This window comes from Paenibacillus sp. plas6, from assembly GCF_057221655.1.
On the sequence record NZ_CM170151.1, the window covers coordinates 3310483 to 3335233 of the forward strand.

General features: G+C 40.1%; 20 protein-coding genes. 12 read left to right on the plus strand and 8 right to left on the minus strand.

What is annotated here, in order from left to right; all coding sequences use genetic code 11:
• Positions 1-150 precede the first annotated feature (150 nt).
• On the plus strand, positions 151-1311 hold the full coding sequence (locus tag AC2TDL_RS14710; RefSeq protein WP_484696824.1) for a Gfo/Idh/MocA family protein: 1161 nt from the start codon (positions 151-153) through the stop codon (positions 1309-1311).
• Positions 1312-2385: a Gfo/Idh/MocA family protein gene (locus AC2TDL_RS14715; RefSeq protein ID WP_484696825.1), complete on the plus strand. Its 1074-nt coding sequence runs from the start codon at positions 1312-1314 to the stop codon at positions 2383-2385.
• Positions 2386-2431: 46 nt separating this feature from the next.
• Here the strand turns inward: AC2TDL_RS14715 and AC2TDL_RS14720 are convergent, their stop codons facing one another.
• On the minus strand, positions 2432-3307 hold the full coding sequence (locus AC2TDL_RS14720; RefSeq protein ID WP_484696826.1) for a helix-turn-helix domain-containing protein: 876 nt from the start codon (positions 3305-3307) through the stop codon (positions 2432-2434).
• Positions 3308-3411: 104 nt separating this feature from the next.
• Positions 3412-4278, minus strand: a complete 867-nt coding sequence (locus AC2TDL_RS14725; RefSeq protein ID WP_484696827.1) for an AraC family transcriptional regulator — start codon at positions 4276-4278, stop codon at positions 3412-3414.
• 176 nt (positions 4279-4454) lie between these two features.
• Here AC2TDL_RS14725 and AC2TDL_RS14730 point away from each other — a divergent pair, with 176 nt between their 5' ends.
• Together AC2TDL_RS14730 and AC2TDL_RS14735 are read left to right on the plus strand one after the other, a co-directional pair.
• A complete protein-coding gene (locus AC2TDL_RS14730) occupies positions 4455-5987 on the plus strand; it encodes a tagaturonate reductase (RefSeq protein WP_484696828.1) in 1533 nt (510 codons plus the stop codon).
• Complete coding sequence (locus AC2TDL_RS14735; RefSeq protein ID WP_484696829.1) at positions 5984-7495, plus strand: UxaA family hydrolase; 1512 nt, start codon at positions 5984-5986, stop codon at positions 7493-7495. The genes AC2TDL_RS14730 and AC2TDL_RS14735 overlap by 4 nt, the downstream gene beginning before the upstream one ends.
• Positions 7496-7610: 115 nt before the next feature.
• Here the strand turns inward: AC2TDL_RS14735 and AC2TDL_RS14740 are convergent, their stop codons facing one another.
• The 5 genes from AC2TDL_RS14740 to AC2TDL_RS14760 all read right to left on the minus strand — a co-directional run bounded on the left by AC2TDL_RS14740 (position 7611) and on the right by AC2TDL_RS14760 (position 11745).
• Positions 7611-8426, minus strand: a complete 816-nt coding sequence (locus AC2TDL_RS14740; protein WP_484696830.1) for a pyruvate, water dikinase regulatory protein — start codon at positions 8424-8426, stop codon at positions 7611-7613.
• A complete protein-coding gene (locus AC2TDL_RS14745; protein ID WP_484696831.1) occupies positions 8423-9136 on the minus strand; it encodes a helix-turn-helix transcriptional regulator in 714 nt (237 codons plus the stop codon). The genes AC2TDL_RS14740 and AC2TDL_RS14745 overlap by 4 nt, the downstream gene beginning before the upstream one ends.
• 24 nt (positions 9137-9160) lie before the next feature.
• The gene (gene ndk / locus AC2TDL_RS14750; RefSeq protein WP_484696832.1) at positions 9161-9586 is read right to left on the minus strand and encodes a nucleoside-diphosphate kinase; all 426 of its coding nucleotides are present in this window, start codon (positions 9584-9586) and stop codon (positions 9161-9163) included.
• A gap of 80 nt (positions 9587-9666) precedes the next feature.
• Positions 9667-10671, minus strand: coding sequence for a class II fructose-bisphosphatase (glpX, locus tag AC2TDL_RS14755; RefSeq protein WP_484701203.1), 1005 nt, complete (start codon positions 10669-10671; stop codon positions 9667-9669).
• 234 nt (positions 10672-10905) lie between these two features.
• The gene (locus AC2TDL_RS14760; RefSeq protein WP_484696833.1) at positions 10906-11745 is read right to left on the minus strand and encodes a helix-turn-helix domain-containing protein; all 840 of its coding nucleotides are present in this window, start codon (positions 11743-11745) and stop codon (positions 10906-10908) included.
• Positions 11746-11968: 223 nt separating this feature from the next.
• On the opposite strand from AC2TDL_RS14760, the gene AC2TDL_RS14765 reads away from it, so the two are divergent.
• Positions 11969-13090: a rhamnogalacturonan acetylesterase gene (locus AC2TDL_RS14765; protein WP_484696834.1), complete on the plus strand. Its 1122-nt coding sequence runs from the start codon at positions 11969-11971 to the stop codon at positions 13088-13090.
• Positions 13091-13170: 80 nt separating this feature from the next.
• On the opposite strand, the gene AC2TDL_RS14770 is transcribed toward AC2TDL_RS14765, so the two are convergent.
• Positions 13171-14022: a helix-turn-helix transcriptional regulator gene (locus AC2TDL_RS14770; protein WP_484696835.1), complete on the minus strand. Its 852-nt coding sequence runs from the start codon at positions 14020-14022 to the stop codon at positions 13171-13173.
• A gap of 118 nt (positions 14023-14140) precedes the next feature.
• On the opposite strand from AC2TDL_RS14770, the gene AC2TDL_RS14775 reads away from it, so the two are divergent.
• The 7 genes from AC2TDL_RS14775 to AC2TDL_RS14805 all read left to right on the plus strand — a co-directional run bounded on the left by AC2TDL_RS14775 (position 14141) and on the right by AC2TDL_RS14805 (position 24743).
• Positions 14141-16192 (plus strand): beta-galactosidase, encoded by a 2052-nt coding sequence (locus tag AC2TDL_RS14775; RefSeq protein ID WP_484696836.1) that lies wholly within the window; start codon positions 14141-14143, stop codon positions 16190-16192.
• A 295-nt stretch (positions 16193-16487) separates the two neighbouring features.
• A complete protein-coding gene (locus AC2TDL_RS14780) occupies positions 16488-17525 on the plus strand; it encodes an autoinducer 2 ABC transporter substrate-binding protein (RefSeq protein ID WP_484696837.1) in 1038 nt (345 codons plus the stop codon).
• The gene (locus AC2TDL_RS14785; protein ID WP_484696838.1) at positions 17515-19395 is read left to right on the plus strand and encodes a sensor histidine kinase; all 1881 of its coding nucleotides are present in this window, start codon (positions 17515-17517) and stop codon (positions 19393-19395) included. Before AC2TDL_RS14780 ends, AC2TDL_RS14785 begins: the two co-directional genes overlap by 11 nt.
• On the plus strand, positions 19382-21010 hold the full coding sequence (locus AC2TDL_RS14790; protein ID WP_484696839.1) for a response regulator transcription factor: 1629 nt from the start codon (positions 19382-19384) through the stop codon (positions 21008-21010). Before AC2TDL_RS14785 ends, AC2TDL_RS14790 begins: the two co-directional genes overlap by 14 nt.
• Positions 21011-21181: 171 nt before the next feature.
• Positions 21182-22696 (plus strand): sugar ABC transporter ATP-binding protein, encoded by a 1515-nt coding sequence (locus AC2TDL_RS14795; RefSeq protein WP_484696840.1) that lies wholly within the window; start codon positions 21182-21184, stop codon positions 22694-22696.
• A 35-nt stretch (positions 22697-22731) separates the two neighbouring features.
• Positions 22732-23763 carry an ABC transporter permease gene (locus AC2TDL_RS14800; RefSeq protein WP_484696841.1) on the plus strand — a complete coding sequence of 344 codons (1032 nt, stop codon included), beginning with the start codon at positions 22732-22734 and terminating at the stop codon, positions 23761-23763.
• Positions 23763-24743: an ABC transporter permease gene (locus AC2TDL_RS14805; protein ID WP_484696842.1), complete on the plus strand. Its 981-nt coding sequence runs from the start codon at positions 23763-23765 to the stop codon at positions 24741-24743. The genes AC2TDL_RS14800 and AC2TDL_RS14805 overlap by 1 nt, the downstream gene beginning before the upstream one ends.
• Positions 24744-24751 lie beyond the last annotated feature (8 nt).

Genomic DNA, 24751 nt, shown 5'->3' on the forward strand with positions numbered 1-24751 from the left:
CCATTAACCAACGTTATTTAATTTCCTGTAAAACCGCAATACAGCGTTATTTTTCACACAATAGAGCAAGACAAATTGCATAGCGATTTTCTTATGATGGAAGTGAAGTTCGAAGCACTGCAGACAATTAACCAATTTGGAGGTAGTCATATGTTAAGGGTAGCCATTATTGGCGCTGGTGCTATTTCAACAGCTCATATTGAAGGATATTTGAAATTTACAGATCGCTGTGAAATTGTAGCTATCAGTGATTTATATTTGGATAAGGCACAAGCAAGAATCGAAAAGTATGGACTAAACGCTGTCGCCGTACAGGATTACAAACAATTGCTAAACAAAAATATCGATCTTGTCTCTATTTGTACACCGCCATATGTACATGCTCAAATTGCAATTGATTTTCTTAACGCAGGAAGCAATGTATTGATAGAAAAACCAATGGCTTCTTCCTTAAAAGAATGTGATGAAATTAACGAGGCTGCAAAGCGGAATAATAAAATGGTATCCGTTGTTGCACAAAATCGCTTTAGAAATCCAATGATGAAGTTAAAAGCTGTCTTGGACAGCGGTTTAGCAGGAAAAATTGTACACGCACAAGTTGATTCATTTTGGTGGAGAGGGCATTGCTACTATGATTTATGGTGGCGCGGCACTTGGGAAAAAGAAGGCGGCGGTCCAACGCTGAACCATGCAGTTCATCATATCGATGCATTACTTTGGATGCAAGGTCGCCCGACTGGTGTTCAGGCGATTATGAGCAATGTTGCCCATGATAACGCCGAAATTGAAGATTTATCGATAGCGATATTGCGTTATGCAGATGGCTCACTAGGTCAGTTGACGAGTTCAGTCGTTCATCATGGAGAGGAACAACAACTTATATTTCAAGGTTTAAATGCAAGAGTTTCCGCTCCTTGGAAGGTATGGGCATCAACTAGTCAGCCTAATGGCTTTCCAGAGAAGAATATCGAACTTGAGCAAAAGATTCATAGCTTTTATGAGCAGCTACCAAATCTGCAGCACGAAGGTCATGCAGGGCAAATTGATAATGTTCTAACTGCGCTTGAAAGTAATACAGCTCCATTAATTGATGGAAATAGCGGGCGTGCTACGTTAGAGCTTATTATGGGGATTTATAAATCGGCCAGCACGGGACAATATGTTGAACTGCCGCTTAAGCCAGATGATCCGTTCTACACAAGAGAAGGCGTACTTAAAAATGCAATTTATTTCTATGAAAAAAACAGTCATGTAGAAAATTTTGCTGACCTTGAAATTACAACGGGCAGCAGTTTGGAGGAGAGAAAATAAATGGATAAGAGCAATGGTATGTTTTATGCCCCGCAAGGAAAGCCAAATCCTGTATGCGAATGCGGAGAATTTCGCTTTGCTGCAATTGGTCTTGATCACGGACATATCTACGGCATGTGCAATGGTCTAATTGAAGCAGGGGCACAATTAGTATCCGTATATGATCCCGACCCAAACAAGGTTAAGCAATTTGTTCAGACATATCCAGAAGTAAAAGTAGCTTCATCTGAGCAGGAGATTTTACAGGACGCTAGTATTCAGCTTGTAGCAGGAGCTGCAATTCCTTCTGAGCGTTGTGCGCTTGGACTTCGTGTTATGTCGCATGGAAAAGATTATTTTACTGACAAAGCCCCGTTAACAACACTAGGACAGTTAGAGCTTGCAAAGCAAAAGGTCGTAGAAACAGGCCGTAAATACGCAGTTTACTACAGTGAAAGATTGCACTCGGAAAGTGCAGTTTTTGCAGGGCAGCTTATTGAGCAGGGAGCAATTGGGCGAGTGCTGCAGGTGATTGGCTTAGGACCGCATCGTACGAGTATTCATATGCGATCTGATTGGTTTTTTGATCGAGATCGTTTTGGCGGTATTTTATGTGACATTGGCAGTCATCAGGCAGAACAATTTTTATACTTTACTGGTGCGCGTGATGCAAAGGTTGTACATAGTAAAATTGCGAACTATCATCACAAGCAATATGAAAAGTTTGAAGATTTCGGTGATGCAACGTTAATTGGTGATAATGGAGCAACAGGTTACTTTAGAGTAGATTGGTTTACGCCAGATGGACTTTCAACTTGGGGAGATGGACGGACTACAATACTAGGAACAGATGGATATATTGAGCTGCGAAAATATGTAGATATAGCTAAGGACCGAAGAGGTGATCATGTTTATCTTGTTAACGGTACTGGTGAACATTATATTAATGTAGCGGGGCAGGTTGGTTCTCCGTTCTTCGGTCAATTTATTCTCGATTGTCTTAACCGAACTGAACATGCAATGACACAGGAGCACGCATTTAAGGCGGCAGAGCTTAGCTTGATTGCCCAATTAAATGCAACCCGTGTTGAATAAAAGCAATATTTAAGCGCAAGCTGTCCCAAATAAGGCACTTGCGCTTTTAATTTACCCATTTTTTGCGATATTGAAGTGGCGTAATCCCCATTCGCTCTTTAAAAAATTTACAGAAGTATGAGTAATTTGTAATACCAATTTGCTCAGAAATCCACGATATTGGTTTATCTGTTGTCGTTAATAGAATTAATGCCTGATGAATTCTGCGAGTCGCAATATATTCGGTCAGCGAGATGCCTACTGTCTTTTTAAATAAATGTGATAAATGATAGCTTGATAGATGCAGTTCCTGAGCCATCAATTCTAATTGAAACGGCTCTGTATAATGGCGCTCAATCCAGTCTAAAATTTGCTCGATATGAAGCTGCTTTCGTGAACGATGGGAAGGAATTTGCTTAGCTTGAGTCGGCCAAAATCCTTTCATACAGCGAAATAAACTAATAAGAAATAATGAAGCTTCTTCTAGCTGTTCAGCTTCAGATATAGCAGGCAGTCGTTGCTGTGTACTATGAAAAAGCAATTCTAGCTCGGGGTGATTTTGTATATTATAGACACAGGGAGCAGCGAGTTTACCGAAGTTAACCATTTGATAAAATGTATGAAGTTCAGGAAAGGAAGTAAAGTATGCTTCAAATGCTGACGGCTCAAATATAATTAATGAGCGTTCAAACGTCTGTCCCTCTGAATAATCCAATGTCAGATGGTGGAGCTGATAAGGTTGAAACAGACAGAGCATACCTGATTTAATTTCATAGCTTACGTTGTTAATAATCATCGTTCCTTTTCCTTGATGAATCAATAATATTTCCGTGCCTCGATGGGAGTGGAACGTTTCTTTCAGTTGATGATTATTGATACTGACTCGTCGATAAACGAAATGAAATAAATCATGGTTAAAGTGGGTGATGACCTTATCGTTCAACGATAATCCCTCCAGTAACTTCACAATCAGCAATTCGAAAGCTTATTTACACTATAGCGAATCGTTATAGCAGGAGCAAGCCTTATTCACGATTCACCTTTCGCTTAACAGTCACGTTTATATTGAGCAGGTGTCATTCCTGTAATGTCTTTAAATTTACGATGAAAATGAGTAAGGCTGCCAAAGCCGCAGTTTTCTGCAATTACATCAATATTACTGTCTTGTTGCCGCAGCAGGTCTTTAGCTTTCATTATTCGCTTTGCCGTTACGTAATCAGTAACATTCATCCCTGTTAGCCGCTTAAATACTCGAGAAAAATGGGCAGATGTAACTGCTGCTCGGGAAGCCAATGCAGCTAGACTCAGATCTTGCTCAGGATGAGCATCAACGTATTGAAGGGCATCTACCATCCATTGCGGTAAAGGAGAATTCGCACGTTTGTTAGTTTGCATTCCCCAAGCTTCCTCTACATACCGTTCAATTAGGATAAGCAGTTCCTGTACATATAAACGTATTGCTTGTCGATAGCCTGTCCTTTGTTGCATATGTTCCTGATGAATCAGATCTAGCAGCGCCTCGACAGAGTTTCTTAGCTCAGAATGAAGCGTTAGTCGAAAAGATTGGTGCTGCTTGGCTGTTTCGAAGGGTTGAAGATAATTGAAGGAATCCCCTAATGAAGTCGCATGAACAAACGCAGCACTAAAATAAAGCGCGCTTCCTACTTTTGGATCTTCATCTAAAGGAAATGAACGATGCAGCGTATTGCCAGGAATAAGAAAAATATCCCCAGGTTCAGCATCATAAAAGGTATGATCAATAAAAAAAGTGCCTCTGCCAGAGTGAATATAGACAAATTCATACCAATCATGTACATGGTCGGGAAGCTCATTTTGTGCACTTTTTATATCACGATAAACATAAGTAAAAGGAAAATCGGCATTGAAATCAAACGTTTTACGATAAGGATTCATTGTACACCTCACGGGGAAATAAGATAAATCATTTAAGCTTTATCTAGTTTAGCAAACAATTTAATAGATATCAAAATAGAGTATAAATTGCACGATAACAAGCATTTTTTATACAATCAATGTTCTCTATAATGAAGAAAAGGAAGATTTAATTTGGATTAAAGGGGTCTAAATCCATGAATTTAAATGTTGAAGCGTTAACGAGTGAGCAGAAGCAGTACTTTGCTGAAGTGCAACATGCACCGGTGAAAGTTCTGCAAATTGGCGAGGGGAATTTTTTGCGCGGCTTTGTCGATTGGATGCTGCATGAAAGTCGTAAGCAGGGGTTGTTTAATGGAAGCGTAGCTGTTGTGCAACCTCGTCCAAGCGGCAAGGCGAAAATCGAAGCTTTAGCTAAGCAGGCAGGACTATATACTTTAGTTACTAGAGGCTTAGAGCAAGGCACTCCTGTGGAACGGAGTGAGATTATATCAGTATTTTCACAAGTGTTTGACCCATATGAAAACTGGCAGCGCTTTCTTTCATTGGCAGAAGTACCTGAGCTTAGCGTAATCATTTCCAATACAACTGAAGCAGGGCTTGTCTATCGAGAAGAAGCATGGGAGGATGAGAAGCCGATCCAATCCTATCCTGGAAAGTTGACTGCTTTGTTATATCGCAGATATCAGGCATTTGATGGAGCGGCAGATAAGGGGCTGCTTTGCTTACCATGTGAGCTGCTAGAACGCAATGGAGATACTTTATTGGAATGCGTATTGCGTTATTGCAAGGACTGGAACTTGCCTGAGCCTTTTATTCATTGGGTAAAAGAGCATAATCTTTTTCTTAACTCTCTCGTTGATCGGATTGTGACAGGTTATCCAGCAGAAGCACAAGCTAAAATCTGGTTTGCTGAGTGGGGTTATACTGATCCGCTATTGACTACTGCAGAACCTTATCATTTATGGGCAATCGAAGGGACAGAAAAGCATGAGCAGAGGCTGCCGCTTGCTAAAGCAGGCTTAAATGTTCTATGGGTAGATGATTTAAAGCCTTATCAGCAACGTAAAGTTAGCATTCTTAACGGCGCTCATACGTTTATGGCTTTACTGGGGATGTTAAAGGGTTTTTCAGAAGTGCGTTTAACGATGGAAGATAGCGAGCTTGGTGAACTCATCCGGGCAACTATCGCTAATGAAATTATCCCATCCTTACCATATGATCAAGAACAGCTATATAGCTATGCTGAAGAAGTGCTGCAACGTTTCTTAAATCCATTTATTCAGCATCGATTGTCAGATATTTCGATGAATAGTCTAAGTAAATTTAAAACACGTTTGCTGCCTTCAATTAAATTTTATTTGGAGAATCAAGCGGCAAGGACAGCAACAGCTGCTAAGCAATCAACAGAGAACGATGAACTGCTGCCAATGGGGTTAGCAACTGCATTTGCTGCACTATTACGTCACTATCGCGTAGTGGAAGTCGATGAGCATTATTGGGGTGTAAGCTTATCTGGCGAACGTATTTTGTTGCGTGATGATCCGGCGCTATTACAGAAGCTCGCAAGTGAATGGACGCTGTATAATTGCGCAGAACGCTCTTTACTTGCTACGATTGCTGCCATTTTATCAAAGGTTGAGCTTTGGGAAGAGAATTTGCATGTTGCTTATCCTCAGCTTGCGCAGCAGTTAACGAACATCATTAGCTCATGGGAGGCAACGCTATGAATGAATGGATTAGATTGCATGAAAAAGATACTGTTGTAATAGCACTGCGTCCATATAAACAGGGGGAAATTGTGCAACTCGATGATGGCAGAAGTTTAACAATTTTAGATGAAGTTCCATTCGGTCATAAAATAGCCTTGCAGCCTATTAAACAAGGGGATCATGTGTTAAAGTTTGGCTATTCGATTGGTGTGGCACAAACAGATATACAGCCTGGTAATTGGGTCCATACCCATAATCTTGCGACAGGATTAAAAGGAATTTTAGATTATCAATATGCTTCGATTCATGCAGGTGCAGTTGTCGGAGATAAGCAAGCTGCAGGTTTAGGTGAGACTGCGACTTTTCAAGGCTATGTTCGGGAAAACGGCGAGGTAGGCATTCGTAATGAAATTTGGATTATTAATACGGTAGGCTGCATTAATAAAACCTGTGAAGTGGTTGCTCGTCAAGCATCGGCCATGTATGCGGGAAGAGTGGATGGCATTTATCATTTCGCCCATCCTTATGGATGTTCACAATTAGGCGATGATCTGAAATATACACAGAAGCTGCTTGCTTCACTCGTTAATCATCCAAATGCTGCTGGTGTGCTCGTTATAGGACTTGGCTGTGAAAATAATCAGATTGAATCTTTTCAGCAGGCAATTGGCGCATATGATGAGCGGCGCATTAAATTTATTAAAGCTCAGCAATCTGAGGATGAGATAGAAGAAGCGTTAGAATTGATCGAGCAATTAGTGGAGTATGCGGAAAGCTTTAAGCGTCAGCCTGTGCCTATTTCAAACTTGAAAATAGGCTTAAAATGCGGAGGCTCTGATGGTTTGTCGGGTATTACTGCCAACCCGCTGGCTGGAGTAATTGCTGATCGCATAACTGCTGCAGGCGGGACAGCAATATTAACCGAAGTTCCGGAAATGTTTGGTGCAGAAACGATCTTAATGGAACGTGCGGCAAGTCGTGAAGTGTTTGATGATATAGTTCATTTAATAAATGGCTTCAAGCAATATTTTATCCGTCATGGTCAGGAAATTTATGAAAATCCTTCGCCAGGAAATAAGGCTGGCGGAATAACTACTTTAGAGGAGAAATCGCTTGGTTGTACGCAAAAGGGAGGACATGCAATCGTAACCGATGTAATAGGTTATGGTGAGCGAGTTAAGAAAAAAGGATTAACGCTGTTAGAGGCTCCTGGAAATGATCTAGTGTCTGTAACTGCACTTAGCGCAGCTGGCGCACATATCGTATTGTTTACAACAGGAAGGGGCACACCATTTGGCGGACCAGTGCCAACAGTAAAAATTGCAACCAATTCACAACTAGCAGAGCGGAAACGCAATTGGATCGATTTTAACGCTGGACGTTTGTTGGGTGAAAAAACAATGGGGGAGCTGGCTGATGAGCTATGGCAGCAAATCATCGCTCTCGCCTCAGGAGAGCTAAAAACCCACAACGAGCGCAACGGCTTTAAAGAAATTGCCATCTTTAAAGACGGAGTAACCCTATAAAGTGTGCTAGCGGAATATACTCACTCTTGTCAACAAAGCGAGTCTTTCAACGTCAACAAGCGCTACTCACAAATACTGCCAGCTGCGCAATAGATCACTCTGTTAAAAGAGTGATCTATTGCGCAGCTACATACTCCATTATAAGTTCACTTGTTTCCTCAATTGCCCGATTCGTTACATCGATAATAAGGCAGCCAATGCGTTCCATAAACTGACGAGCATAGGCTAGCTCTAGCTTTACTCTTTCTAGCTCTGCGTATTGAGCGCCTTGCGTTAAGCCTAAATCTTGCAAACGAGCTTCACGAATCCGCACGAGCTTCTCTGCACTCATCGTTAATCCGAAAATTTTTTTACTTGGAAGTTGCAACAATATTTCTGGCGGCTGAACCTCTGGCACAATTGGAATATTAGCTGTTTTATAGCCTTTATGTGCCAAATAAACGCTAAGCGGAGTTTTAGAAGTGCGGGAAACACCAATTAGCAAAATTTCTGCTTGTTCCAGCTCAGTTAAGCTTTTGCCATCATCATTGCGTACAGCAAATTCAATAGCTTCAATACGTCGATAATACTCCTCATCCATTGCATGAGGATGCTGAATAACTGAACGAGTTGGTTCATGAAACGTTCCAACAAAGCCTTTCATTGCCGGACCCATCACATCAACGGCGTGAATATTATATAGTGCAGCTTCAAGTCGCATCATTTCTCGCAGCTCTGGTTGTACCAATGTATAAATAATGAGCGCTCCCTCAGCTGCTGCCTTTTTGACGATTGCTCTAATTTCTTCTTCATCTTGAAGCCCAGCAAAGCGCTTTAGTTGAACCCCATTATTTTGAAATTGTCTAATTGTCGCCTGTGCTACAGTTTCAGCCGTTGTCCCTCTTGAATCCGAGCAGACATAAATCCATTGCTGCTGATTGTCTATACTCATACACGATTGCCATCCTTTGCAAAAGGGTCTGCAGCTAAACTGAGAAGTAATTCCGTCATTGTTGTTTTTGTAACTCGACCGACTGGTTCAAGATACATAGTGCCGTCTTCACCAGTTACTTTACGAACGACTGGCAGCATGCCGATTTCATGCGTAAGTAGCTTTTTGGCGGCAGATAAAACGGATTCATCAGGTTCAACTGTAACAATTTTAGGCTGTCTAGTCATAACAAGGCTAACTGGCATTGTTGGCGCAGATTGGTTGCCAAGCGTCACTTTAAGCAAGTCTTTGCGTGAAACCATACCGACAAGTGCGCCGCGCTGATCCGTGACAATTAAGCTGCCTACATTTTCAAGAAATAAAGTAATAACAGCGTCTTGAACGGTAGCATTCATAGATATGACGAAGGGAACACTTTGTACATCACTCACCTTCATCATATCTAGCCGAGAACTCCATGCAGTAACATTTTGCGTTTTACCTGGAAAGTAGCCTACTTTCGGTTTAGCATCTAAGTAACCGAGCATGACAAGTACAGCCAAATCAGAGCGTAATGTCGCACGATTTACATTAAGATAATCAGCAATTTGATCGCTTGTTACGGGAGATTGAGCTTGAACAAATTCAAGAATGTCAATTTGTCGTTGTGTGAGTTGAATGCCAATAACCTCCTTCGTCAAACACATATCATATTGCTTCTCATTATACACGATCTTTAGCTCTTCTGTACTGCATTAAGACACGGATTTATTGATTGCATAGGAAGGAAAGAAAAGCCCAATTTCTCTTATTGCACTTTCTATACTGTCTGATCCATGAATAATATTGCTGTCTACTTCTATGGCAAAATCACCACGAATTGTACCGGCAGCAGCCTCTACTGGATTAGTAGCGCCGATTAAGGAACGGACTGCTTTAATGGCATTTGGTCCTTCCCATACCATTGCCAACACTTCACCAGAGGTAATAAATTCGATCAGTTCGTTAAAAAATGGCTTATGCGCTAAATCACGATAATGCTCTTTTGCTTGTTCAATTGAAAGTTTAATTAATTCAGCACGCACAAGGCGCAGTCTTTTATTTTCAAAGCGTTGAATAATTGCTCCAATTAAGTCTAGCTTTACACCATCAGGTTTAATCATTACAAAGGTTTGTTCCATGATTATTTCCTCCTAAATAACGGATAGCTGAATAAGTGCTAGCTGTCTAGACATGCTTACATATCTATTCTGAAAAACTGCTATACTGCAGATTGTGCCTGCTGTAAAGGATGGACTCCTTGCTGCTGAAAATATGGCTTCATCGTTAAATCGTGAATAGAATGAATAAAACGTACCGTTCTTGTTTGTGCGCGCATTACCATCGAAAACGTTTCTGCACGCTTGTTAGGCAAATAACGCACACCGCCAAGAAAATCACTTGGTGTTACTCCTGTTGCTGCGAAAATAACATCACCCTTACCAATCATATCTTCCATTGTTAACAGCTTTCTTGGATCCGCAAGTCCCATAGCTAGGCAACGTTGGATTTGCTCATCATCTTCTGGCATTAATCTTCCTTGCAGCTCCCCTCCTAAGCATTTTAGTGCAGCTGCAGCTAACACTCCTTCAGGGGCACCGCCTGATCCGATATACATATCTATTCCAGTTTCAGAAAACGCAGGAGCAATTGCACCGGCAACATCTCCGGCAGAAAGTAGTTTAATTCGTACGCCAAGTTTTCGAACTCTGGCAATCATATCTTGATGTCTCGCACGGTCAAGAATAGTAACCGTTAAATCGTTAAGCGGCTTTGATAAAATTTGTGAAGCTTTTTGTAACGTATCTTCGATTGGATCTAGTAAAGATAACTTTCCTGCAAGAGCAGGTCCAACGGCAAGCTTCTCCATGTACATATCTGGTGCATTTAATAGCTCGCCTTTGTTGGCTACAGCGACGACTGACATAGCGTTGTTTAATCCTTTTGCAACGAGCTCGGTTCCTTCCAGCGGGTCAACCGCAACATCTAGCTCTGGTCCTTGACCAGCGCCAACTTCTTCACCGATATAGAGCATAGGTGCTTCATCCATTTCTCCTTCGCCAATAACGACTGTTCCTTTCATACAGACGGTTTCAAACATTTTACGCATCGCTTCTGTTGCTGCCCCATCAGCTCCATTTTTTTCACCTAAGCCCATCCAAGGGGCGGAGGCTAATGCAGCTAATTCTGTTACTCTTACAATCTCTAATGCAAGCTCACGTTCCAACTTCATGATTGCCACTCCTTATAGTGTGTTCTATTTGTTAAATAGTGTACATTAATTATGGATTATTTTACAAGTATTGCTTTATAGAATGCTGTGATATGAGTTATAAGTGTAGTCTATATAGTTTGTTGGGAATGTGATGTAACATGGAGTAGCAATAATGCTTAATAATTATCAGAATGAGTAGTAGATATTATATAAGCCAATAAGAGAAATAGTGTAACATTATTTCTCTTATTGGCTTACATGTTTCGTATGATTTAAAAGAAATGCTTGCTGTCGTTTACGATATTGCAAGGGAGAGCAGCCGTTCGTTGCTTTAAACAGCTTATAGAAATTTGCGACAGATTCAATTCCTACTTGCTCAGCAATTTGAATCATTTTTAAATTCGTTTCGCGCAGCAATCGCTGAGCTTCACGTATTCGGACTAGCTGTACGTATTCAGAAAAACCAAAGCCCGTACATTCTTTAAACTTACGACTTAGGTAATAAGGACTTATAAAAAATTGGTTTGCTACCTCATTTAAGCGCAACGATTCACTATAATGGTTACCGACATAAGCGGCAATATTAGAAATGACTTTCTGGACACTAGAAACCTCTTGCTCCTGTGCTGGTTGCTCATGCTGTGCGCGAAAGAGTAAGATTAGCAGTTGCTTAAGTAATGTTTCCAGCATTAAATCACGAGCAGGTGCATCACCTTTGGCCTCGGCAATAATCTCTCTTACCAAAGCTTCACCTTTATATTGCTCTTGCGGAGCTAACGTAATAATACCGCTGTGACCTTCTATAGGAAAACCTGTTAATAGCTCTGATGTAAAGTAAAGAACAACACGTTCATGATTTGGAACCTCTGTATCAATCGTTTTGTGCAACTCTTCCTTCTCTACGAAAACAAAACTGCCGCGCTCAATACGATAGGAACGGTCACGAATAAAAAAAGTTCGTTCTCCAGTAAACAAATAATATAGCTCATATACATCATGTGCATGATGGTCAGGCATCGTAAAAAAACCTTTACGCTTATAATGATCTACTTCAATTGTCCCAGAACTATTTTTATATATTCCCATGAATGCTCCTCCTCAAGCAGTGCATCCCTTTTAAAAATGAAGGGCAACTCTTTTAAAGCGCTCTCAAAATTCCACCCTGCAAGAAATGCAACTTTTAATTGAAATGAGCAATTATTATAGTCGATTATATACTAAATTTGGGCTACAGTAAAAGAAATATGGAGATAAGGATTAACTAACTTTTTATATCGAGAACATTGAAAGCGATGGAGGAAGCAAAGGGATGGATTGGAATTTTGATTTTGGAATTGAAGGGACAACGAAAGAAAACTATAAAAAAGTGACAGCATCCAGTCAATATAATGCAAGTATCGGGTATGGCTTCATTTCAATTGCTACTGTGTCTTCCAAAAAACGATCAGAACAGCAACTTTCAGGAGATTTTTGCATTCCATTTGATACAACATTTGTTGTTGACTTGCCAAATGGGAACTATATTGTTTCGTTATTAATCGGAGATGAGCTTGCACCAACTAATACTACTCTAAAAACGAACGGCGAGCATCTTGTATTAAAAGGCTATCAAACAGTAGCAGGGCAAATTGTACGGGAGCAATTTGGCGTAAATGTACGCAATGGTCAACTTAAACTTAGCTTTGGCGGACTTGCTCCTCGAATTAATGCGTTAGAGATTACTCCTTCAGAACAACAAATTACTGTTTATTTAGCAGGAGACTCGACTGTAACAGATTCCACTCCAGAAGGGTATCCATTTTCAGGCTGGGGGCAAATGCTAAACTACTATTTTAAACATGATGTAGTCGTTGCAAATCATGCCATTGGCGGAAGAAGCTCCAAAAGCTTTATCAGTGAGGGCAGATTAGATGCAATTATGGAGACGATTAAGGAAGGCGATTTCTTATTTATTCAGTTTGGCCATAACGATGAAAAAAGAGATGAAGAGCGACATACAGAGCCTGCAACCACGTTCCCACAATATTTGAAGGTATATATTGATGCTGCACGTTCTGTAAAGGCAACGCCAGTGTTGCTAAATTCTGTGCATCGCCGCTATTTTGATAATGATAATAAAATTATTAATACGCATGGTGATTATTTGGAGGCAGTTCGTAAACTTGCTGAGGAAGAGGAAGTCGCATTTATTGATTTAGCAGATAAAAGCAAACAACTATTTGAGGAGCTTGGAGCGGAAGGAACAAAACATATTTTTCTTTGGGGTGAGCGGGGGGAATGGTTAAATTATTCAAATGGCGTAAGAGATAATACCCATTTTCAAGAAAATGGCGGTCTGGCAATTGCAAAGTTAGTTGTTGATGGAATTCGCGAATTACAATTGCATCCCCTGTCAATGTTTTTACACCCTGAGCGGAACAATTCATTATAAAAATAAGGATAGATAATAAGAATCACCTGCTTTATCTATCCATTTTGATATTGGTGACATAAGTCTCCTTTTTTAATTCACTAATCCTCTGCAATAATATTACTTCCAGTATAGTGCAGCTTGCGATAAGTTTCAGGAGTCATACCTTCCTTTTGTCTGAAGGTAGCGACGAAGTGACTTGGATCGCGAAAGCCTACTGCTTCGCCAATTCGTTTGACCGTCCATTCTGGTCGTGCTGGCAGCCATTCTTTTGCCTTACGAAGGCGCAATTGAATTAAATAAGCATAAGCTGATATACCGAATAATTCACGAAATCGTTCATTCAATTGACGCTCGCCGATGCCAAGCTGCGCCGCCATTTCCGCTAAGCCAATTGAAGGATTGGGAAATTCTGTATCCAACCAATCCAGCAATGTTTGAATACGCTCAAGTCGTTTGGACATCGAGGGTCGATGATCGGCATGGGCAGCATCGGTATGAAGCAGGGTTAAAAAGCGATAAATATTTGCAGAATAATGCCAACCCGAAGGATCAGCACCTGCCTCTGCGAGATTCAATAGCTCTTCAAATTGCGAGCTTATACTACCCTTGCTAATCTCCCATTGAAATTTTCTGCTATGCCCCCACCCAAAAGCTTGAATAAAGCTTGAGGCAGCGCTGCCTTGAAATGTAATATAGCCAGTTTGCCAGCAGCCGTTCTTTGCTTCATAGCGATGTGGTATGCCGGGAGCTAGCAGTATTCCAGTACGAATAGGCAATCGCCATGTTTTACCAGCGACAACAATTTCGCCTTCACCATCAATTGTATGCAGCCAATGATAAACGGGATAGCCTTGTGGTCGATTCATCATTTCTTGATCAGGGTTTATCCCAATTTCTTCGAGCTGCAAGGGAAGTAATTGGATTGGTTTTGCAAGCACGACGCGTCTCATGAAAAACCTCCAGATTCTTATATAATAACTCTGATATTTTATATTTGATACTGCAATTATAAGTCATATGATAAAAGAGTGAAATGCATTTTTATCATATATCTATGAGGTGGTTGAAATGATCAACGCAAACAAGCCAAAAATTTGGTACGGTGGCGATTACAACCCTGATCAATGGGATAAAGCAATTTGGGATGAAGATTTACGGATGTTTAAGTTGGCTGGGATTGATGTAGCTACATTAAATGTATTTGGCTGGTCTAAAAATCAACCGGATGAGGAGACGTATAACTTTGATTGGCTGGATGAAATGATGGACAAGCTGCATGCAGCAGGGATTGGCGTTTGTCTTGCAACGAGCACTGCTGCACATCCTGCTTGGATGGCACGTAAATATCCTGATGTACTACAAGTTGATTTTAATGGTAATAAACGTAAATTTGGTGGTCGTCACAATTCTTGCCCAAACAGCCCGACCTATCGCAAATATGCAGTTCGTATGGCGGAAAAGCTTGCTGAACGTTACAAGGATCATCCTGCCTTATTAATTTGGCATATTAATAATGAGTATGGTGGAGCAGGCAACTGCTACTGTGAGAACTGTGAAAAAGCATTCCGTGTATGGTTAAAGGCACGTTATGGTACGCTGGATGAGCTAAATCGTGCATGGAACACCAGCTTCTGGGGACACATTTTCTATAGCTGGGATGATATTGTTTTGCCAAATGGTCAAAGTGAGGAATGGATTGGAGAAAACGGACAAGTAAGAACAAGCTTCCAAGGTATTTCATTAGATTATATGCGTTTCCACTCCGATAGCTTGCTAGAATGCTATAAGCTTGAGTATGAGGCAGTGAAAAAGCATACACCGCATATTCCTGTCACAACCAATTTAATGGGAGCCTTCAAAAAGCTGGATTACCATAAATGGGCGAAGCATATGGATGTTGTGTCTTGGGATAACTATCCAAGCTTTGATACCCCTCACAGCTATACAGGTATGATGCATGATTTGATGCGCGGCTTAAAGGATGGTCAGCCATTTATGCTAATGGAGCAGACGCCAAGTCAGCAAAACTGGCAGCCATACAATTCCTTAAAACGTCCAGGAGTTATGCGTTTATGGAGCTATCAAGCGGTAGCGAGAGGTGCGGACACAATTATGTTTTTCCAATTGCGCCGTTCCATTGGTGCTTGTGAGAAGTATCATGGGGCTGTCATTGAGCATGTTGGTCATGAACATACGCGTGTATTCCGTGAATGTGCGCAGCTTGGCAAAGAGCTTGAGCAGCTTGGCGATTCAATCATTGATGCTTCTTTTAAGGCGAAAGTAGCAATTGTGTTTGATTGGGAAAATTGGTGGGCAATCGAGCTGTCTAGCGGTCCAACAATTGCACTGCGTTATGTTGATGAAGTGCATAAATATTATGAAGCACTCTATAAAGCAGGCGTAGCTGTTGATATGGTTAGTGTAGAAGCGGATATTAGCGGCTATGATCTGGTCATAGCTCCAGTGCTGTATATGGTAAAACAAGGGGTTGCAAATAAATTAGAGCAATATGTAGCAGCAGGAGGCACGCTAATTACAACGTTCTTTAGCGGTATCGTTAATGAAAGCGATCTCGTTACGCTAGGAGGTTATCCTGGGGAATTAAGAAAGCTGCTTGGCATATGGGCAGAAGAAATTGATGCGCTATTGCCTAGTCAAAGTAATCGTATAGTTGTAACGGATAAGGAAGCTGGCTTGCAAGAGCAATATTCATGCGGTATGCTTTGTGACCTTATTCACTCCGAGGGAGCAGAGGTTAAGGCTGTATACGGAGAAGACTTCTATGCAGGAATGCCTGCCTTAACTGTCAATAAATTTGGTAAAGGTGAAGCTTGGTATTTGGCAACCGGGGCTGAAAAAGCGTTTATTAGCGATTGGCTACATAGCATCTGTGCAGCGCGCGGCATTGAACCAATCGTCGCAAATATGCCAGAGAATGTTGAAGCGACGATTCGTTACAAAGATGATACACAATATCTATTCGTCTTAAACCATAATGCTGAGGCAGTAAATGTTGACCTTGGGAAGTATAGCGGAATTGAGCTAATTAGCGGTCATAAGCTGCAAGGAAGCTGTGAGCTAGCTGGACGCGATGTATGGATTGTAAAGCTAAATAAATAGAGACCCTACGAACGCATGAAAATAAGAAATTAGGCGGTGAAGAGATGCAAGCTCTTCACCCTTTTTGCTATTTAAAATATTAAGCAGCAAAAAGTGAGAATTATCCCCCACAAGTGAAGATTAACCCCTATATTGTTGGAAACGCGCTAAGTTATAATAAAGTTTAAAAAAGAAAATGTATAGTTATCTTGAATGATTTATCCAATAAGCAATTTAAATGGTAATATGAATTTATTACCATTGATTATCGTAAGTGTACTCTTTGAAGCAAGCATCATTCAGAAAGGAAATTACTATGAAGCTGAGAATATTCGGGATATTAGTAATACTATTGATTGTAAGCGCTTGCCAAAATAAACCGAGTAATACGAACTACACCGTTCTTTATACACCTAGTTTTGAGGGAATCCAATCGTCTCAGTTACATTCAAATAATTATACTGTCGCCGTTGTACCAAAACTGGAAGGAATAGATTATTTTAGCGCTGCAGAGGATGGAGCGAGGGAAGCTGCTAGAGAATTAGGGGTTAACATTATTTATAAGGGGCCAGATGTTGCTGATGCACAAGCACAACTGGACGTTATTCAACAGTTAATTGAGCAAAACGTTGATGTTATCGCAGTTTCAGGGAACGATCCTCAGTTATTGCTGCCAGTTTTACAGCAAGCAGCGGAGAAAGGAATTAGGGTCATTACATGGGATGCTGATATAGACCCGTCGGGCAGAGAGTTTTTCGTGAATATGGTAGATCCTGAAACGTTAGGGAGACATTTAATGGACACATTAGCAAGAAATACTGATGAACAAGGGCAGTTTGCCATTATGACAGGTTCATTACAAGCCGCTAATCTAAATGAATGGCTGTATTGGATAAAAGTTCAACATGAGCAATATTATCCGAAGATGGAGCTAGTAAAAGTAGTGGCTAACAATGATAATGAGGAAATTGCCTATCAGCTAGCTAAGCAATTGTTAGAAGATTACCCGCAATTGGCAGGAATTATTGGGAATTCGTCAGTTGGACCGCCAGCCGCAGCGCGAGCCGTGGAAGAAGCTGGATTAACAGGGATAGTTAAAGTTGTAGGCTTATCATCTCCGAACTCTATGAGAGATTATTTGAAAAATGGAAGCGCACAAGTAGCAACATTATGGAGCTCAAAGCGTTTAGGCTATTTAACTGTCATACTTGCAAAAAATTTACTCGATGGCAACCTGCCCTATGACGGTCAAGAAATTGATAACGTAGGAACAATTCGCGTTAAAGAAGACGTCGTCATCATGGGAGAACCATTAGATTTTGATAAGGATAATGTTGATCAATATGAATTTTAATAGATGGTTTCGCAAACCTTTTATGAAGAGGTTCGGCTCCAAGTTAATTATTGCCTACTTGCTGTTAACGGTCATTCCAATGTCCTTGTTAGGTTATCTCTCCTATCATCAATATACAAAGTCTATCAAGCTGCAATTTGCTGAATATTTGCCAGGCTATCTATCGCTTGCTAGCCGTAATATTCAAAAACAGCTTGATGAAATATTAAATATGTCTGATCTTATTTACAGTTCAAATGATATTGTAAAAATACTCCGCCAAAAAAATAATGAGCAAATGAACTTCTCTGAGGAGCAACAGGAACGCTTTATCGTAAATGGCTTTTTGTCGAGAACGTTTATTAATGGTAATCAGCCGAATATCATTGGTGTCTTTGTTGAATCTAATGGTGAACTGTTTTATAGTACGCGCAGTGAAATCCGTGCAGCAGATTTACAAGCAATAGGTCAATTATCTGCCAATACTCATGTCAATTTCGAGCGTCATCGCAACGCTTCTATTATTCTTCCTGGTGAACTAGCTATTAAGTTTGAAGAAGAAACTCCTTATTTTATGATTCAAAAACCTATTCCAGACTTTGATAATCGTCGCAATTTAGGAACGATATATATTGCAGTTAAGCTGACATTTATGCATGATATTCTCTCGGAAATTGAGAAAAAGTTTCAAGCAAACGTATGGGTAATGAACAAGCAAGGCCGGATTATTTACCATAATAATGAAGCAATGATCGGGCATATGGATGAAGAAATCGACAGGTATCCCATCTATAGCGGAAGCTTTCAAGCCGATTCTAATGAGCTGTCAAGCATTATTAGTATGTATGAGATGAAGGAATTCGGCTGGTTGCTTGCACATAGTATACCGTTAAAGGCTTTAACAGAACGGACGGATTTAGTGAAGAATGTAACGATTCTTCTTTTTATTATATTTGTAAGTATAAGCTCTGCCCTATCTATTATTGTTACCTTAAATGTTTCACGACCCATCAAACGGTTAAGCGCATTAATGAGGCATGTTGAGCGCGGTAATTTTAACGTTGATCTGCAAATTAAAAAGCAAGATGAAATAGGTTTACTAGCTAAAAGCTTCAATTCAATGGTTACAACAATCAGGGAGCTTATTGAGAAAAACTATTTTATTGAAATAAGACAGCGGGAAGCGGAGCTTGAAGCTTTACAAGCTCAAATTAATCCTCATTTTATGTACAACACTTTAGAAACGATTGGGTCTGCTGTCGAGGAAGGCGAGTCTGAAACAGTCGTTGAAATGGTTACTGTACTTGGGAGAATGCTTCGCTTTTCGCTAAATAATCATGAATCCAAGCTTGTCAGAATCTTTGAGGAGGTTCAACATGTACGTGACTATTTAACGATTCAAACGTATCGCTTTGAAGAGCGATTATTTTTTACAATTCAATCAACGGTTGAACTGGAACAATGGTGTTGCCCTAAATTTATTATTCAGCCCATCGTCGAGAATGCAATTAAATATGGACTTGAATTACGCAAAGGAGTTCATATCCATATTAACGTGAATAGAGAGTTTGGCGCAGGAAGCGGGATGGACGATATTGTTTTCCGAATAAGAGACAATGGACCTGGGATCGAAAGTGAGCGATTAAATCAAATTAGAGAATCATTGTCTGGCAAAAGGACTATGTATGACAAAAAAGGAAAAGGTGTCGGTCTAATTAATGTTCATTCGCGAATCGTGATGTTATTTGGTAAAAACTACGGCTTACAAATTGACAGCACAGAAGGTAAAGGCACAGAAATAATTATAAGAATCCCGCTAATTTCAGTGTTAGAACTTGAGCAAAGTTATGAATGGAAGAGAAGGGAGGTTGCGGACAGTGCAAAAAATTAGAACGATGATTGTCGATGATGAAGCAAGAATTCGTAGAAGCATTGAACGAATGGTATTACTAAGCGGCGAGCAGTTTGAAATCGTTGCTATATGTTCAGACGGATTAGAAGCACTTGAAACAATGCGACTTATAAATGGTGCCGTTGATCTTGTAATTACTGATGTAAAAATGCCTGAAATGGATGGCATGCTTTTTGTACGGGAGGCAAAAAAGAGTTATCATTTTTTTCCATTATTTATTAGCGGTTATGATGATTTTGAATATCTTCAAACAGCGCTTCGCGAGGGTGCAGTTGATTATATTCTAAAGCCAATTGATCGCGAGCAATTTAGAGAACGACTTCAAGAAATATCGAATCATATTTTTCGTGAAAAAAATCAGTTATTAAAGCAGCTTGAGACAGAGAAAAAAGCTGAACTGCTGCGTCGTACAAAGCAAACGAAGGTGCTTATGGAAGTTACCTCCTCTACCATCGATCTTTCACAGCTTGGTTATTGGGTTGAAGATTTTCCAGTTGGCGTGTATTCCTTATTGTATATTAGCCTTGATATGTTGCCTGTAAAAGCGAGGTCATACTCAAAAACAGACTGGAAAGCTTATACGTATGCGATGGAAAATATTATTAATGAAATTAGTCAGCAAAGTGCTTTAACAAATTGGCTGTGGAGAGAAAATTTAGGATTTTGGCTGCTTCTTTATAGCAGGGATATTAGTCATCTCGAACTTGTGCGCGAGCAGGCAGCGCTACTTGCAAAGGAAATCTGTACACAAATTAGGCGGTTTACTCCATTTACAGTATCGATCGCCTTGCCAGAACCGATCGAGGAGCTATATTTATTAAGAAATATAATGAAGAAAGCCATAAGTTTAATGACATACCGCTTAGTTTATGGCGGAAACCGTATGTTTAGCGCTAATTCAATTGAATGTGCTTTGACAAATGCGGATGATGTTGAACGGATGGAGCCGGCATTTCTGCAAGCAGTTCAGAGACTTAAGTCTAGTTTAGCTAGAGCGGAGATGGATGAGACGTTAGAGCATTTACAGCTTTGTTTTCAATTCCTTGAAAAATCTAATTATCCTTATCAAATTCAACGGATGGCGGAATATGTTTGCTTAAATATTTATGCTGTTTGGATGGAAATCAATGAAAGCAGCTTTTCTTCGATAGAGGTAGCGTTACAAGAGTTAAAGCGCGCCGCTAATATTTCTGAGCTTAAATCGGAAATGAAAACATGGATTGAAAAAATAATTAACAGTATTGAGCAAGAACGGGCACGTCATAATAATGAGCCAGTTGAGCAAGCGAAGCTATGGATTTTAGCTCATCTGGACTCTGATTTAACAGTAAAAAGTATAGCAGATCGAATTTATATGAACCCGACTTATTTTTGCAAATATTTCAAAAATCAAACTGGAGAAACAGTGCTTGATTACATCACGCGAATGCGGATTGAAAAGGCAAAAGAGCTTTTGGACAATCCAAATCATAAGTTGCAGGTCATTTGTGAAAAAGTAGGCTACAAAGATGTGAAATATTTCAGCAAACTATTTAAGCAAATCGTTGGTTTGACACCGTCACAATATCGAGATGCACTGATAAAGCAATATTAAATTTTTTCCTTAAAACAAAAAAGTCCACTATGCATAAAAACGCATGGCGGACTTTTTTTGTTGCCTAACTAGTGAACAATCACCCCCTAAAGTGAATGCTGTCTACTGTGGAGCAAAGGCGACAGCAACTAAACTAAACCTATAGAGAAAGATATAGAGAGGTGGGGCATCATGAACGAGTTCGTACTGGAGTTAAAAGGGATTACTAAAGTGTTTCCAGGAGTTAAAGCGCTAGATAATGTTCACTTCAAACTAAGGCGTGGTGAAATTCATGCGCTTATGGGAGAGAACGGTGCTGGAAAATCCACATTTATCAAAATGATTACAGGCGTTTATAGTGCCGATGAAGGCGAGATATATGTAGATGGGCAAAAGGTAGAGTTTAAAGGACCAAATGATGCGTCCGCTTTAGGAATTGCCGCAATTTATCAGCATGTTACTTGTTACCCTGATTTGACGGTAACAGAAAATATTTTTATGGGGCATGAAAAAGTTCAAAAAACAACGGGACGAATTCTTTGGAAAGAAATGCATCGGGAAGCGCAACGTTTATTAAATGAGCTTGGTGCAGATTTTGAGGCAAAGACGGTAATGGGGGCACTAAGTGTTGCGCAGCAACAAATTGTTGAAATCGCTAAAGCATTATCGGCAGATGCAAAAATTATTATTATGGATGAGCCAACTGCGGCGCTTACAGTAAGAGAGAGCGAGCAGCTATATAAAATAACTGAGCAATTAAGAGATAAAGGTGCTTCGATTATTTTTATCTCCCATCGCTTTGAGGATATGTATCGTCTTGCTAACAATGTAACGGTATTTCGCGATGGAAAATATATCGGAACTTGGGGAGTACATGATATATCCAATGAGGATTTAATTGTAGCGATGGTAGGTCGTGAAGTATCACAATTATTTCCTAAAAAAGAACCTAATATTGGTGAAGAAGTGTTGCGCTTAGAAGGTCTAGGTCGAACAGGATATTTCGCTGATATTAGTTTTAATTTGCATAAGGGAGAAATTGTTGGCTTAACTGGTCTTGTGGGCGCGGGACGCAGTGAAGTTTGTCAGGCATTATTCGGTATTGATTCCTATGATCGCGGAAAAGTGTACTTGGAAGGAAAAGAAGTTGTCATTCGCAAGCCAGCGCATGCTATTAAGCTTGGAATAGGTTACTTACCTGAAGACAGACAAAAACAAGGGTTAATCCTCAATTGGGATATTAATCGAAATGTCACCTTGTCGGCGGTAAAACGGCTAGCCAATTTCGGCTGGTTACGGCCTAAAAAAGAACGTGAAATTGCGAAAGCTTTAGCTGAAAAGCTAAATGTAAAAGTAAATACCATTTATGACCTCGTAAGTTCATTATCAGGCGGTAATCAGCAAAAGGTTGTATTTGCCAAATTATTAACCTCAGATTTGAAAGTAATCATATTAGATGAACCGACAAAAGGGGTTGATGTAGGCGCGAAAGCTGCAATTTATGAGATTATTGGTGAACTGGCTTCAAGAGGCTATGGCGTGATTCTTATTTCCTCTGAAATGCCAGAAATTATCGGCTTAAGTGATCGGGTTGTTGTGATGAGAGAAGGGAGAGTTACAAAGATTTTAAACAGAGCTGAGGCAACACAGGAGAGTATTTTGGAAGCGGCAATGGATAAGGGCCAATCAACTCGTCAAGTAAATTGAGCAGTATAAAAAGGAGAAAGTGAGAGGAAGGAACTATGAGCCAACAAGTAGTTCAAGTTGCAACAGAGCAGTTAGAAAGCAAGAAAACACTCGCATCTCGAGTAATGAAATTTAGAGAAGTTGGTATGATTCTTATTATTGTCGTTTTTGCACTCTTTGTTCAAATTAGAAATAGCAGCTTCCTAACTTTCGAAAATTTAAGCGATATGTTAACAAATACGGCCATATTAAGCATTCTTGTTATTGGCATGATGCTAGTTATTGTTACGCGAGGAATTGATCTTTCAATAGGCGCAACATTAGCTCTTTCCGGGATGATTACAGCTCAAACTGTAAGCGCATACCCGACATTGCATCCTATTTTAGCAATTTTGTTAGGTACTGTCATCGGTATAGTTTGCGGTTCTGGATTAGGTTTACTAATTGCCAGATTTAAGATATTACCAATTATTGCGACATTAGGCATGATGAACATATTCAGAGGTCTTACCTTTACAATTAGCGGAGGCAGTTGGGTTAGCGCTCACCAAATGCCAAAAAGCTTTATTGCTATTGCGACAAGCTCTGTTCTGGGGATTAATACTTTAGTATTTATAGCAATTGTTGTCTATCTCATTTCTTATTACTTTATTAACCATACCCGTACAGGAAGACAGATTTATGCAGTTGGCAGTAATCCTGATGCAGCGGAAATAAGTGGGATTCATAAAGGAAAAATATTGTGGCTTGTTTATGCAATTATGGGCGGGTTATCTGGACTAGCTGGCGTTTTATGGGTAGCAAAATTCGCTTCCGCACAAGGTGATACGGCAATGGGGTACGAAATGACGGTAATTGCAGCCTGTGTACTTGGAGGAGTAAGCATAGCGGGAGGAACAGGAAAAATTTCAGGTATTATTATGGGCTCTATATTACTTGGTATGTTAAGTAATGCTTTGCCACTGTTGAATGTTTCTCCATTCTGGCAAACAGCAATTCAAGGCTTCGTTATTTTAATTGCTGTAATTGCTAATGCGCTCGTTAAACGAGGCGTAGATAGAAGTTATCTATTAAGGAGGAAGATTTAATGATGGTACAGCCTAGAGTCATTTTAGATAAAAAGGAATTCAAGCTTAAGACGTTTTTTCTCCAATGGGAATGGATGCTGCTTGTTCTATTTATTGCAATAAACATTATGAACATTAATTTATCCCCGTATTATTTAGATTTTTTCAATTTACGGGATGCAACGATGGCATTTTTAGATAAAGCCTTTATCGTTCTGCCAATGGTATTTGTCATTATTCTCGCAGATATTGATATTTCAGTCGCTTCAACAGTAGCGCTGTCCTCCGTTGTTATGGCTGACTTGTACAACAAAGGCGTGCCGATGGAGCTAGCAATTGTCATTTGTTTAGCTGTTGGTGCACTTTGCGGCTTTGTTAATGGATTGCTTATTGTTAAGTTCAAGGAGCTATCTGCGGTCATCGTTACGCTTATTACAATGATGCTGTATCGCGGAATTGCCTACATGATTTTAGAAGATCAAGCGGCTGGCAAATTTCCAAAATGGTTTAATTTTTTAGGCTGGGGTTATGTCGCCGGGATTCCATTTATTCTTATTGTCTTTATTGTGTTTGCAATCCTTTTTGGATTATTGCTGCACAAAACGACATTCGGTCGCTACGTGTACGCAATTGGCAATAATCCAACCGCTAGTAAATTTTCTGGAATACCAGTGAACAGGGTGAAATTAATCGTTTATACGTTAACAGGTTTTATGGCAGCAATTACAGCATTGTTTTTAACTTCAAAAATGGGAAGCACACGTCCAAATATCGCTAATATGTATGAGCTTGAAGTTATTACGATGGCTGTATTAGGCGGAATTAGCACCTCAGGCGGAAAAGGAAGAATGATTGGTGCCATTATATCCATTTTTCTAATTGGCTTACTTCGCTATGGACTAGGATTAGTCAATGTCGATGCCCAAACGCAACTGATTATTATTGGAGCATTATTAATTGCTGCTGTTGCTTTACCAAACCTTAAACGCAAAAAAGCTTAAAGCTTGAT